Below are 12,997 nucleotides of genomic sequence, written 5' to 3'. Positions count from 1 at the left end.
GTGAAATAGATGGAACGTCTGCAAAAAGTAATTGCACAAGCAGGGATCGCTTCAAGAAGAAAAGCGGAACAGCTTATTCAGGAAGGAAAAGTAACAGTCAACGGGAAAACAATTACGGAACTCGGGACAAAAGTTGGCGTGAATGATGAAGTGGAAGTAGAAGGGGTACCGATTGAACGGGAACGGAAAGTATATTATTTGTTTTATAAACCGCGCGGCATTATCTCAGCGGTAACCGATGATAAAGGCCGCAAAACAGTGACAGACTTTTTTCCTGGAGTGGAAGAACGAATTTTTCCAGTCGGACGCCTTGATTATGATACGTCGGGACTGCTTTTATTAACAAATGATGGCGAGTTTGCCAATTTAATGACACACCCTCGTTACGAAATGGACAAAACGTATATAGTGAAAACGGAAGGAATTGTCCAGCGCCATATGCTCAAGCGTCTCATGACAGGTATTAAACTAGAGGACGGAAAAACGGCGCCTGCTAAAGTAAAAGAATTATCAATTGACAAAAAGAAAAACCGGTCGCTTATCGAAATTACTATTCATGAGGGCCGGAATCGCCAGGTGCGTCGCATGTTTGAAGCAATTGGGCACCCAGTTCAGAAGCTTCGACGCGACCGCTTTGCTCATTTGACGCTGCAAGGCCTGAATGCTGGCGAATATCGCGAACTGACCGCACATGAAGTGAAACAGCTTCGAACACTTGCTGAAACAGGATCACTGCGATAGTTCATAAATCTGTCACAAAACAAAAAGGCTGCTATTTTCTGCAAATATGACAAGTAATGATATAATGTACGTAGTTTTTCAAACGCCGGCATTGTTTGACAATTTAGTGGAGGTTGGCAGATGGATAAAAAGAAAAGAAGGCTGTACATACGTACAGCGATTCTCGCGGTTCTTGCAGGTCTTGTCATTTATACACTATATACGAACTTGACGAAAGAATCGCGGGAGAATTTAGGGGTAGGCGATCAGGCGCCTGATTTTGTATTATCTGATTTAAACGGGAAACAACACCGCTTGTCGGATTATGAAGGAAAAGGGGTCTTTTTAAATTTCTGGGGGACATGGTGTGAGCCATGTAAAAAAGAAATGCCTCATATGGAAAAACTGGCAAAAGAATATGAAGGAAAAGTGGAAGTGCTGGCTGTAAACGTAGGAGAATCCGATTTCCAAGTGAATAATTTTGCCGAACAGTACGAATTAACATTCCCAATTGCTATTGATAAAGGGAAGGAAGTTCAGGAAGCATATGGGATTAATCCACTTCCGACTACATTTATGATTCGTCCTGACGGGACAATTGATCAAATTGTTACAGCAGGAATGACAGAAGAACAGATTCGTGCGTTATTTGAAAGCGTGAAACCATCTTAAGGGGAGTTTTAGTATGGGGAAAGTAAAGTGCGAATGTGGTCATGTCAATCCGCACGGTACTATTTTATGTGAATCTTGTGGACGAGCCTTGACGGAGGAAGCCAAAAAAGAAAACCTCGTCGATATGCGCTATGAAGGCAGCGCCCGTCGCTCTCAAACGTATAATAAGACAATAATAGATAAAGTGTGGAATTTTTTCTCATCAGTGAAAGTAGGCATATGGGTTATTGTTTTAATCCTTGTCGCCGCTTCATTTGGAACGATCCTTCCACAGGAATTTTATATTCCGGGCAACATCCCGCCAGAGACGTATTATGAAGATGTGTACGGCACTTTCGGGAAAATTTATTACATGATCGGATTTCATGATTTATATAACTCCGTCTGGTTTATCGCTCTTATTGCTGCATTAGGGGTTTCACTTGTTATTGCCAGTCTGGATCGTGTGGTGCCGCTTTACCGTGCATTAAAAACACAGCGTGTTGACCGGCATGAATCATTTATGAAAAAACAGCGTCTTTTTGCCGAACAACAAGCTGTTTTACAGGAGTCTGACCTGCAAAAAGTACGCGAAGAATTAAAAAAGAAACGGTATAAAATCCGTGAGGTAAATGGTGCTCTTTTTGCTGAAAAAAATCGTTTTACACGATGGGGCCCTTATGTGAATCATGCTGGACTTATTATTTTTTTATTCGGTGCTATGCTTAGATCCGTTCAAGGCATGTATGTTGATGAACTCCTCTGGATCCGTGAAGGGGAAACGCTTCAAATTCCAGGTGCAGGTGGAGATTATTACATAAAAAATGATGGGTTTACGCTTGAAAACTACGAAGAAGGCGAAGATCCGGAGGTTTTTAACGAAGCGATTGACAGGGTGGGAACGGTTGCAAAAAATTATCAAACAGACGCCGTTCTCTACCGCAATTCCAATAACGATCTGCCTGGTGCAGAGCCTGAACTGAAGAAAGTACTGGAAGATGATATTCAGGTAAACCAGCCGATGAAATTTAACAGCTTTGCGGTATATCAAACGAGTTTCCGTGAGGATGAAATGAAGGCAATGCATTTTGCGTTGACGAATAAAACAACAGGTGAAGAAGTTGGGGATGTCGTAATTGATTTGTTTGATCAGCAGAAATCATACGATCTTGGAAATGGCTATAAGGTAGAACTGAAAGGCTATTATCCGGACTTTGATGGCTTCACAAAAGAAGGGGAGCCAATTTCTAAATCGCCATTGCCAAATAAACCAGCTTTTCTATTTAACATGATTTCTCCTGAGAAGCCGGAAGGCGAAGTAAGTTTTGTAGAAATTCAAAATACGATGGAGCCGCTTGGTGAAACAATATACAAAATGAAGTTTAAAAACCTTGAAACGCGTGATGTGTCTGCATTGACCATCCGTAAAGATTTAACATTGCCTATTCTCGTCATCGGCGGCATTATCTTTATGATTGGTGTTATTCAAGGCTCTTACTGGAACCACCGCCGTATTTGGATTCGTGAAAAGGGCGGGTATATATACACAGCTGGTCATACGAATAAAAACTGGCACGGACTGAAACGGGAAATTGATTCGGTTTTGGATGGTACGGCAATTCCAGAGCCTAAAGATAGACAAAAGGATTAAGGGGGCAATTGCTCGATGTCAGATTTAGCAGGAGTAAGCAGTACGCTGCTGTACGCAGCATTTATTTTCTATTTAGTCGGTACATTTCTTTTTGGCGGCTCGATCCGGCAAAAAGGACTGCGTGATGATGAACGGTTAAATCGTTGGGGGATATTTGCTATTACAGCAACCATCATTGGCTTTATTGCACAGCTCGGCTACTTCTTCACCCGCTGGGCGGCGGCCGGTCATGCACCGGTCAGTAATTTATTCGAGTTTATCACGTTCTTTGGCATGATGGTTGTCGGTGCGTTTATCTTAATCTTCTTTATTTACAAGACAGCGATACTTGGCCTTTTTGCGTTGCCTATTGCGGTGATTATCATTGCTTATGCAAGCATGTTCCCGCGTGAAATCAGCCCGCTTATTCCAGCGCTTCAAAGTGACTGGCTTCATATTCACGTAACGACAGCCGCGGCTGGGCAGGGGATTCTGGCAATCAGTTTCATTGCAGGGATCATTTACTTAGTGAAAAATATAGATCAATCGGTCAGCACGAAAAAAACAAAATGGCTTGAGGTCATCATGTTTACGATTTTATCTGTGGTTGGGTTTATCATTGTAACAACAAGTTTTGGCCTTGCCAATTACAGCGCTTCCTTTGAATATGTAAACAAAGAAGAAGCATCCGCCGTACAGGAATTTACTTTGCCGGCGCTTGTTGGACCGAATGAAGGGGTGCTTGTTACAGAAGGGAAAATGGAACCTTTCGTTGACATGCCCGCGTTTATTAACGCAAATAAATTAAACACTGTTCTCTGGTCACTTGCTACTGGTACTCTTCTTTATTTATTGATCCGCCTCTTGTTTAAAAAACGTGTCGCTGCGCTCATGCAGCCGCTTGTGCGAAATGTAAGCTCAGATTTACTGGATGAAATCAGCTATCGATCCGTGTTAATTGGCTTTCCGGTATTTACGCTTGGTGCGCTTATTTTTGCCATGATTTGGGCGCAGATCGCATGGACGCGTTTCTGGGGCTGGGATCCAAAAGAAGTCTGGGCCCTTATTACATTTTTGTTTTATGCTGCATTTCTTCATCTCCGTTTATCAAAAGGCTGGCATGGTGAGCGATCAGCATGGCTGTCTGTTGTTGGCTTTGGTATTATTATGTTCAATACAGTCGCCGTTAACCTTGTTATTGCAGGATTGCATTCATATGCATAAGAAAAAATGTCTCCGTTTTTGGCGGAGACATTTTTTTTATATTATAATAGGGTATATAGTGTGATTGGGAGGGGACGTCTTTGGAAAAAGAAATGAGAATTTTAATTGTAGACGATGAGGAACGAATTCGCCGATTACTTCGAATGTATTTAGAACGTGAACATTATGTGATTGATGAAGCGGCTGATGGTCAAGAAGCGCTCGAGAAGGCAACCGAAACCGATTACGACTGCATTTTGCTGGACCTGATGATGCCTGGAAAAGATGGAATTGAAGTATGCAGCGAGTTAAGAGAGAAGAAAGCAACACCTGTTATCATGCTGACGGCAAAAGGAGAAGAAGCGAACCGTGTCCAAGGATTTGAAGTGGGGACGGATGATTATATTGTAAAACCGTTTAGCCCTCGGGAGGTTGTTTTACGGGTGAAAGCGCTTTTGCGCCGTTCATCACCGACTTCCTACCTGCAGACAGACACCAAGTCAAAAGACTTAATTGTATATAAGCATTTAACGATTGATAACGACGCTCATCGTGTTACAGCGGACGGTGAAGAGGTGAATTTGACGCCAAAAGAATATGAGCTTCTTTATTTTCTTGCCAAAGCACCGGATAAAGTATTTGACCGGGAACATTTGCTGAAAGAAGTTTGGCATTACGAATTTTTCGGAGACTTGCGAACTGTTGATACACATGTGAAACGTTTGCGTGAAAAGCTGAATAAAGTTTCGGAGCAAGCCGCGAAAATGATTGTTACCGTTTGGGGCGTCGGCTATAAATTCGAGGTTGGAAATGAATGAAGATTTGGCGCAGCGTTGTCGGAAAGCTATGGATTACAATCTTGCTTCTCGTTTCATTTGTCTTAGCGTTTTTAACGATTTTAATGCTAGAGTTTTTTGAAAACTATCATATTACACAAGTGGAGCAGCAGCTGGAAAACACAGCAGAAAAAATTGCGGTGGTCATTGAGGACCATGAAAACAAAGAAACGGGCTTAGGAGTCGCGTGGGAGCTTGTCGATGAACCTGCTCATGTCATGATTGCTGAAAATGTAAGTACCTACCATTACTCTCCGCTTGAAACAGATGAAGCAAAAATAAGCAAGGAAACCATTACGGGAGATCCGAGGCTGTCTGCTGTTTTTGATAGCCGTCAAAAAGTAAAGGCGGAGATTCCGGTCGATGAAGGATCGAGTACAGACAGCCGTTACGAAAACTCTTTTATTGTCGGTGTACCATTTGAAATGAATAACGGAGAAAGTGGAGCCGTGTTCATCTATCAGTCTCTTGAAGTAATGAGAGAAACGACTGAACAGACAACGAAGCTTCTATTAGCAGCTGCTGGTATTGCCATTGTATTGACGACCATTTTTGCGTTCTTTTTGTCTACACGTGTAACGGCCCCGCTCCGCAAGATGCGTGAAGCGGCAACGGAACTTTCTCAAGGGCACTTTGATATGAAAGTTCCCATTTTAACGAATGATGAGATTGGGGCACTGGCGACGTCTTTTAACAAAATGGCATATCATCTTAAAGGCAATATTCATGCGCTCAATCAAGAAAAAGAACAGTTGTCCAGCATTCTAAGTTCCATGGCAGACGGAGTGATCACACTGGATCAAAATGCGAATGTGCTGATTACAAATCCGCCGGCCCGGCAATTCTTACATAACTGGAAGTTTGAGAAAAAAGCACATGGTCATGTAGGGGATGTACCGTTACTATTAAATAATTTATTTAAGGAAGCGGTGAAAACGGAAACAGAACAGGAAGGCGAGTTAACGATGCAGGGGCGTTCCTATGTAATAATTGTCAGTCCGCTTTATAACGGGGAGTCTGTGCGTGGTGCAGTTACCGTTGTCAGAGATATGACAGAAGAGCGCCGTCTTGATAAATTGCGTGAAGATTTTATAGCGAATGTATCTCATGAATTGCGCACGCCGATTTCGATGATGCAGGGATATAGTGAAGCAATTGTTGATGACATTGCGGCAACAGAAGAAGAGAAAAGGGAAATTGCTCAAATCATTCATGAGGAGTCCATGAGAATGGGGCGTCTCGTAAATGAACTTCTCGATCTTGCACGAATGCAGGCTGGGCATATTACCTTAAATAAAGAAGAAGTAGATATAGAGCAATTTTTAATCCGGGTAACAAATAAGTTCCAAGGCATTGCAAAAGAAAAACATATTCAATTGATGGCCGAAACAAGCCATTCCGAAATGCCCGTATCGATCGATGAAGACAGAATTGAACAGGTTCTGACAAATTTAATTGATAATGCTCTCCGTCATACACCTAATCATGGCTGTGTGACAGTTGTTCATAAATTAAAAGATCAGTTTCATTTAATTCGTGTTGAGGATTCGGGAGCGGGTATTCCCGAAGAAGACTTGCCGTTTGTATTTGAGCGTTTTTATAAAGCAGATAAAGCACGGACACGCGGACAGTCAGGCACTGGTCTGGGCTTATCCATCGCAAAAAATATTGTTCATGCACATGGTGGTACGATTAAAGTGCAAAGTCATCTTGGTCATGGAACTGTCTTTTTCTTTACAATTCCACGGCATACTTGACAAAAAATTCAAAACCAGGAATGGTCATTTCTCAAATTTATAATTGGACAATCTAACTGGAATTGACGAAAAACGGCTCGATACCTCATAAAAAGCGGCCCCCGCGTTAAGAACGGGGGCCGCTTTTTATTTCTATTCAAATTTAAGAGCATCGCCTTCAAATGGTTCGTCAGCAATTTTAATTGAATCAGTCGGGCAGCCTTCAAAAGCGTCCTGCATGTCTTCTTCAAGAACTTCAGGAACAACGGCTGTGCCTTCATTTTCATCTAAGATTACGAATGCTATGCCTTCATCATCGTAGTCGTAAATGTCCGGTGCTGCAGCGCCGCAAGCACCGCATGCGATACATGTGTCTTTATCGACAATCGTATACTTTGCCATGAGTGGACCTCCTATAGAATCTGTCAGTAAGCGTAAAAAAAACACTTCTATTTTTCATTTTAAATCCGATTAAATTACTTTTCAATAAAAAACTTCTTCACGCACTAAATAAAAGGGTTCGCATTAAGAGAATTAAAAGGACTGGAACGGATGTTTTGTGATACAATGAAACAAGCAAAAAGAAGGGGTGATGATTAGTGCGGTGCTTGGAGGCCGTTATTGTGAATGCTATAAAGGCTGTAGAAGGAGAGCGCACGTCATCGTCTGTTTATCATTTATTAAAAGGAAAAAAATCCGCGCAGACTATTCAAGACGCGCATTTGTACCGTTTGACAAAATGGTTTCATACGGCTCCATTTTTAACATCTGATACATTTGAAACCATGATGAATAATTTAATGAGAAATACATATATAGCAGGGGATTTACATCGTCCATTTGTGACAAAAGAAGGCCTTGAGAGAATGAACGGGTGCTTTTCTGAGACCGGATCATTTCCTGACTTGTCTGGATGGCAGTTTTCCGGAACGGCTTCTGTTTTCTTCAGTCGTCTTCAATTGCTCGTCCAGGTTGCGTCCCACCTTGCTTACCGTGATTCCTCCTATTATCCAATTACACGTGATGAAACACTTCATGAATGGGTGAGGCGTTTTTTAAGGAAAGCACCTTGTTCTAAAGAAGAACTAGCCTCTTCCCTGTTTATGGAGCTTGATTATCTATTTCAGCTGTTGCCAGAACAGCCTGAGTGCATTGTTATTAGGTTTTCAGGTCAAGGACAAACAGGAAAAACAGTCATGCAGGCTGCTGAATGGATGAAGATGGAGGAGACGGAGTACTGGTTTCGGTTTCTTCATGCACTTCACTCTATGGTACGAAAAGTAACGGAATCACCTCATAAAACGCCTTTATTGCAAATGATTGTTTCGGATATATATAACCCGGTTACGTTGACGTCATCGGCAAGGCAGACAGCGGAATATTTAAAAAAAGGCATGACGATTGATCAGATTGCCCCCGCAAGACGTTTAAAAAAAGCGACAATCGAAGACCATGTCGTTGAACTGGCGTTAAATGATCCGTCATTTTCTATCCGGCCATTTATAGATAAAGAGAAAGAAGATGCCGTTTTAAAAGTGGCTGAAGTCCTATCAAATCGTCAATTAAAGCCAATAAAAGAAAAGCTGCCGGAACATTCCTATTTTCAAATTCGGCTTGTCCTGGCGAAAGAAAGCAGGAATACAATATGATGATTGATGACCTGCTATATGAACAATTTGGTTTTGACTCTTTCCGTCCGGGGCAAAGAGAAACAATTGAATCAATTCTTTCTGGTGAAAATACGCTCAGCATGCTTCCTACAGGAACAGGGAAATCCCTTTGTTATCAGCTGCCTGCATATATTTTACCGGGTGCTGTAGTCATCGTTTCACCACTCCTTTCTCTTATGCAGGACCAGACTGAGCAGTTAAAAATGCGTGGAGAGAAACGGGTGATTGCACTGAATTCGTTTTTGCACTATGAAGAAAAAACAGCTGCTCTCGCCAACTTGAACCGGTATAAATTTATATTTTTATCGCCGGAAATGCTGCAAATACCGAATGTGATTCAAACGCTGCATCAGTTAACCGTTTCCCTGTTTGTAGTTGATGAAGCGCACTGTATATCTCAGTGGGGATATGATTTTCGCCCTGATTACCGTCTGCTTGGTGATGTTCGGAAAAAACTCGGGAACCCGCTAACCCTGGCGTTGACGGCAACAGCAACTGAAAAAGTGCGAAAAGATATCAAGGAAGGCCTTCAGCTTGAATCTGTAAAAGAATGGGTATTTTCTGTTAACCGTGAAAATATAGCCATACAAGTAGAACGGTTGCCGGATCAAACAGATAAGCAAAAAAGGCTCATTGAACTTGTGTCGTTTTTTCAAAAGCCAGGGATTGTGTATTTTTCCGGAAGGAAGGCTGCAGAGGAAGCTGTCCAACACTTAAAAATAGCGGGAATGGATAATGCTGCTTATTATCACGGTGGAATGGATGCTGGTGACCGCCTGCTCATTCAACATCAATTTCTAACGGGTGAACTGGACGTCGTATGCGCTACAAGTGCATTTGGAATGGGGATTAATAAAGAAAATGTACGATATGTCATTCATTATCATATGCCGCCGCAAATGGAATCCTATTTGCAAGAAATTGGAAGGGCTGGGCGTGATGGTCATGCATCCATAGCTGTTCTTCTGTATGTACCAGGGGACGAAAGATTGCATGAATTTATCGCAGAAATGGAGTTTCCCGACGACGGGCAAATCCGACAGTTGACTGAACAAAGGATTAAAGTACGCGACATTCAGCCTGCCTTGTCAGAGACACAAGCCCGATTTGCCGTTCACTACAAACAAGAAGCCGAACGGCTGAATGTGAACTCTACCCATTATATTCGCCAAAAAAGGGACGATTTACTTGAGCGAAAAGCTGTGAAACGAAAAGAAATGGTGAACTGGCTTACTTCTTCGGATTGCCGCCGCAAAGGGTATATGCGATTTTTTAATGAAGAGTCAGTCGAACAGGCGCAATGCTGTGATCGGTGTGGAATTCATTTAACTAATTATGAAAAAGAACAGGTGAATAACCGTATTGAGGAGAGGGCATTCTGGCGTGATATGCTCGCTCGGCTTCTGCCGGAAAAATGACCTATTAACCAGGATGTACTTGTCGAGTATAATGATAACAATGAAGCTTTTTACGATTCAACTGGGAGGAACGATCATGGTGAAAGACCCCTACCGTGAAATGGCAGAAAAAAACAAAAAGCCTTTAACAAAAGTAGAAGAAGATGTAACAGAGACAGATTTTCAAACACTTAAAAGGCCGGTAAAAGAAAAAGACGAAAAAAAACGTCATTATCCTTTGTTAACCGTCATGCTAATCTTTTTTATCGCTTCTCCTTTTCTTGCTGTGTATGTGTTTAAAGAAGACAAAACGGATGTGAATCAAGTGATTACAGAAAAAAATGAGACAGCGGATGAAAATCAAGAGCGTGATACAGAATAAGAATAGTTTACAGAAATGAAGGGAAGCCAATGTTGAAACAACTCCTACTGGCTGCGGCACCATTTGCTGCAGCCGGGCTTTATATGTGGAAAGAAGCTTTTCATAATGAAGTAAAAGAGACGATCATAGCCGATAAACGATTTCCGGAAAAGGCGCCGCTTGCGCTTTTTTTTATTTCAGATATTCATCGTCGTCTTGTCCATCCGTCAATTATTAAGCATGTTCAGGGACGCGCACAGGCGGTCATTATTGGCGGAGATTTATGTGAAGGAGGCGTTCGGGACGAGCGGATCAGAGAAAATATAAAGAGACTGGCTGCGGTTGCCCCGGTTTATTTTGTGCCCGGAAATAATGACTATGAAATTGAATTCGAGCGTCTCGCGGCTATTTTCTCTGAATGGAATGTGACGGTGTTAAAAAATGGATCGGCCGCTTTGTCGCCGGATGTATACATTCTTGGAACAGATGACCTGGGAAAAGGGAAAATCGATAAATTTTCTCTTCTTTCCGATGTTCCTTCTCATGCGTATAAAATCATCGTCAGTCATAACCCAGGGTTTATCCGTAAAATTCAAAAAGAAGATCGTATTGCTGTAATGTTAAGCGGGCATACGCATGGTGGACAAATCCGTCTTGGGCGGTGGGGGCTGTATGAAAAAGGTCGGTGGAAACATGTGAACGGCATTCACATGCTTGTATCAAATGGTTACGGGACAACTGGCATTCCGCTGCGCCTCGGTGCACGTGCTGAAACACATTTTATAACGATTAGGCGGCCGGAAGGGTAAACAATATTCACCGTGTTGGAAAGGACGAGCAGATGAACGCAGGGAAATATAATATGAAAGCAGTCTCTACATTGACAGGAATTCAGCCTGGAACGCTTCGAGCTTGGGAAAGGCGGTATCACATTTTAAAGCCTGTCCGTAATGATGCGGGACACAGACTATATACAGACGAGCATATCCACAAATTGAAATGGCTGTCTGAAAAAGTACAGCAGGGCTTTACAATCAGTCAGGCAGTCTCGATTCTTAATCAGCAAGAAACAGACCAGAAATCCTCTTTTTCAGCAGAAGTGAATTATCAAAAGTTATTATCGGAAGAGCTTTTGGAGGCTCTTCTTCATTTTGACGGATTGAACGCACAGAAAATAATCAACAAGGCATTTGCTCTTTATACAATTGACTGCGTTTTCATGAGTATTCTTGGTCCTTTGCTTGTCCAAATTGAAAATCTTTGGGAAGAGGAAACGATTACGACAGCTCACAAGCATTTTGCAGCATCAATTCTTCGATCACGAATTGACATGCTCTTGCATTCATTTCCGATTAATCAGGGGCTGCCAAAAATTGTGGCTGTGTACGGTCCGGGAGAAAGTAATGAAATGGAACTGCTTATTTTCACTTTCTTTGTAAGGCGTCTCGGGTATGAAGTCATTTCCCTTGGTACAGGAATAACTGATGCGGATATGTTCACTGTGACCGGTATCGTGAAGCCGAAACTATTGTTCATTTCCTGTACAAAACAGGAGAATGTATCTTTGACACTTTCGTTAGCTGAAGAGTTTCGAAAGGTGAATAAGGATATAGAGATCGGGCTTTTGGGCGCAGCGTTAACCAACAGATTGCCAAAATATGCTGAGCGGTTTTTTGTTGGAAAGACAGAGGAAGAGTGGAGCAAGTGGCTGAACAGCCGTCTGTAAGTGTGTCTAATTGAATTGATCTGTCTTTTTTTCTACAATAGATTATGGAGATGAACAAGGACAGGAGAGAACTAGAATGAAGAGGGAAGACTGCATTATTGTAGGCGGCGGTCCGTGCGGTTTAGCAGCTGCGATTGCAATGAAACAAATCGGTAAAAACCCGCTCGTTATCGAAAAAGGTAACATCGTGAACGCGATCTATCAATATCCGACACATCAAACATTTTTCAGTTCGAGCGAAAAACTCGCGATTGGTGATGTCCCATTTATTATTGAAGAACGCAAACCGCATCGTAATCAAGCGCTTGTTTATTATCGGGAAGTGGTGAAATTAAAAGAACTGCGCATAAACCGTTTCGAGCAGGTAAACCGTATTGCCAGGCAGGAAAACGGATTTTTTTGCGTTTCCACATCAAAAGGCCAGTATGAAGCACCGTATGTCATAATTGCTACAGGGTACTATGACCATCCGAATTACATGAACATCCCCGGTGAAGAGCTTGATCATGTATTCCATTATTTTAAAGAAGCACACCCGTTTTTCGATACAGACACCGTTGTGATTGGCGGCAAAAATTCGGCGGTGGACGCTGCGCTTGAGCTTCATAAAGCAGGTGCAAGAGTGACGGTCATTTATCGTGGAAGCGAGTATTCACCGAGCATAAAGCCGTGGATTTTGCCGGAGTTTGATGCTCTTGTGCGCAACGGGGAGATTCAGATGGTTTTTAACGCGGAACCTAGAAAAATAACAGAAGATTCGTTTACATACGAAACGGATAAACAGAGAGTGACGATTCAAAATGACTTCGTGTTCGCGATGACAGGTTATCACCCAGATCATTCGTTTCTTACGAAAATCGGAGTTGAAATCGACCGGGAGACAGGACGACCGATCTATAACGAAGAAACGAAAGAAACAAATGTGAATGGAATATTTATTGCGGGTGTTATTGCGGCAGGGAATAATGCAAACGAAATTTTTATTGAAAATGGCCGCTTTCATGGCGGTGAAATTGCAGCAGCCATTTTAGAACGGGAAAAAGGCGGGAAATAAACAGCCCGCCATT

Annotated in this window: 13 protein-coding genes; 12 read left to right on the top strand and 1 reads right to left on the bottom strand. The window is 42.3% G+C overall.

Annotation, left to right across the window (positions count from 1 at the left end; all coding sequences use genetic code 11):
- Positions 1-9: 9 nt before the first annotated feature.
- The 6 genes from BTO28_RS15165 to BTO28_RS15140 all read left to right on the top strand — a co-directional run bounded on the left by BTO28_RS15165 (position 10) and on the right by BTO28_RS15140 (position 6,797).
- Positions 10-741 carry a pseudouridine synthase gene (locus BTO28_RS15165; protein WP_076767797.1) on the top strand — a complete coding sequence of 244 codons (732 nt, stop codon included), beginning with the start codon at positions 10-12 and terminating at the stop codon, positions 739-741.
- A gap of 120 nt (positions 742-861) precedes the next feature.
- Entirely contained in the window at positions 862-1,392 is a 531-nt protein-coding gene (gene resA / locus BTO28_RS15160; protein ID WP_076767795.1) for a thiol-disulfide oxidoreductase ResA, read from the top strand.
- A gap of 13 nt (positions 1,393-1,405) precedes the next feature.
- Positions 1,406-3,022, top strand: a complete 1,617-nt coding sequence (resB, locus tag BTO28_RS15155) for a cytochrome c biogenesis protein ResB (RefSeq protein ID WP_076767793.1) — start codon at positions 1,406-1,408, stop codon at positions 3,020-3,022.
- A 15-nt stretch (positions 3,023-3,037) separates the two neighbouring features.
- A complete protein-coding gene (ccsB, locus tag BTO28_RS15150; protein ID WP_076767791.1) occupies positions 3,038-4,225 on the top strand; it encodes a c-type cytochrome biogenesis protein CcsB in 1,188 nt (395 codons plus the stop codon).
- Positions 4,226-4,305: 80 nt separating this feature from the next.
- Entirely contained in the window at positions 4,306-5,022 is a 717-nt protein-coding gene (locus BTO28_RS15145; protein WP_076767789.1) for a response regulator transcription factor, read from the top strand.
- On the top strand, positions 5,019-6,797 hold the full coding sequence (locus tag BTO28_RS15140; RefSeq protein WP_076767787.1) for an ATP-binding protein: 1,779 nt from the start codon (positions 5,019-5,021) through the stop codon (positions 6,795-6,797). Before BTO28_RS15145 ends, BTO28_RS15140 begins: the two co-directional genes overlap by 4 nt.
- Before the next feature lie 132 nt (positions 6,798-6,929).
- Here the strand turns inward: BTO28_RS15140 and BTO28_RS15135 are convergent, their stop codons facing one another.
- Positions 6,930-7,178: a ferredoxin gene (locus BTO28_RS15135; protein ID WP_076767785.1), complete on the bottom strand. Its 249-nt coding sequence runs from the start codon at positions 7,176-7,178 to the stop codon at positions 6,930-6,932.
- Between the two features lie 221 nt (positions 7,179-7,399).
- On the opposite strand from BTO28_RS15135, the gene BTO28_RS15130 reads away from it, so the two are divergent.
- The 6 genes from BTO28_RS15130 to BTO28_RS15105 all read left to right on the top strand — a co-directional run bounded on the left by BTO28_RS15130 (position 7,400) and on the right by BTO28_RS15105 (position 12,984).
- Positions 7,400-8,425, top strand: a complete 1,026-nt coding sequence (locus BTO28_RS15130) for a helix-turn-helix domain-containing protein (protein ID WP_083711675.1) — start codon at positions 7,400-7,402, stop codon at positions 8,423-8,425.
- The gene (locus BTO28_RS15125; protein WP_076767782.1) at positions 8,422-9,864 is read left to right on the top strand and encodes a RecQ family ATP-dependent DNA helicase; all 1,443 of its coding nucleotides are present in this window, start codon (positions 8,422-8,424) and stop codon (positions 9,862-9,864) included. Before BTO28_RS15130 ends, BTO28_RS15125 begins: the two co-directional genes overlap by 4 nt.
- 76 nt (positions 9,865-9,940) lie before the next feature.
- Complete coding sequence (locus tag BTO28_RS15120; protein ID WP_076767780.1) at positions 9,941-10,225, top strand: hypothetical protein; 285 nt, start codon at positions 9,941-9,943, stop codon at positions 10,223-10,225.
- Positions 10,226-10,254: 29 nt separating this feature from the next.
- Entirely contained in the window at positions 10,255-11,013 is a 759-nt protein-coding gene (locus tag BTO28_RS15115; RefSeq protein WP_076767778.1) for a metallophosphoesterase, read from the top strand.
- 32 nt (positions 11,014-11,045) lie between these two features.
- Positions 11,046-11,930 (top strand): MerR family transcriptional regulator, encoded by an 885-nt coding sequence (locus tag BTO28_RS15110; protein ID WP_076767776.1) that lies wholly within the window; start codon positions 11,046-11,048, stop codon positions 11,928-11,930.
- 76 nt (positions 11,931-12,006) lie between these two features.
- Positions 12,007-12,984, top strand: a complete 978-nt coding sequence (locus BTO28_RS15105; protein WP_076767774.1) for a YpdA family putative bacillithiol disulfide reductase — start codon at positions 12,007-12,009, stop codon at positions 12,982-12,984.
- Positions 12,985-12,997 lie beyond the last annotated feature (13 nt).

It is taken from the genome of Domibacillus epiphyticus, from assembly GCF_001975785.1.
GTDB classification, from domain to species: Bacteria; Bacillota; Bacilli; order Bacillales; family Domibacillaceae; genus Domibacillus; species Domibacillus epiphyticus.
Note: the sequence above shows the minus strand (reverse complement) of the source record. Positions and strands in the feature narration are given on the sequence as shown.

Coding starts and splice junctions, on each gene's coding strand:
- resB (WP_076767793.1), top strand. CDS start 1,406: ATGGGGAAAGTAAAGTGCGAATGTGGTCATGTCAATCCGCACGGTACT.
- resA (WP_076767795.1), top strand. CDS start 862: ATGGATAAAAAGAAAAGAAGGCTGTACATACGTACAGCGATTCTCGCG.
- BTO28_RS15115 (WP_076767778.1), top strand. CDS start 10,255: ATGTTGAAACAACTCCTACTGGCTGCGGCACCATTTGCTGCAGCCGGG.
- BTO28_RS15110 (WP_076767776.1), top strand. CDS start 11,046: ATGAACGCAGGGAAATATAATATGAAAGCAGTCTCTACATTGACAGGA.
- BTO28_RS15120 (WP_076767780.1), top strand. CDS start 9,941: ATGGTGAAAGACCCCTACCGTGAAATGGCAGAAAAAAACAAAAAGCCT.
- BTO28_RS15125 (WP_076767782.1), top strand. CDS start 8,422: ATGATGATTGATGACCTGCTATATGAACAATTTGGTTTTGACTCTTTC.
- BTO28_RS15105 (WP_076767774.1), top strand. CDS start 12,007: ATGAAGAGGGAAGACTGCATTATTGTAGGCGGCGGTCCGTGCGGTTTA.
- ccsB (WP_076767791.1), top strand. CDS start 3,038: ATGTCAGATTTAGCAGGAGTAAGCAGTACGCTGCTGTACGCAGCATTT.
- BTO28_RS15165 (WP_076767797.1), top strand. CDS start 10: ATGGAACGTCTGCAAAAAGTAATTGCACAAGCAGGGATCGCTTCAAGA.
- BTO28_RS15140 (WP_076767787.1), top strand. CDS start 5,019: ATGAAGATTTGGCGCAGCGTTGTCGGAAAGCTATGGATTACAATCTTG.
- BTO28_RS15135 (WP_076767785.1), bottom strand. CDS start 7,178: ATGGCAAAGTATACGATTGTCGATAAAGACACATGTATCGCATGCGGT.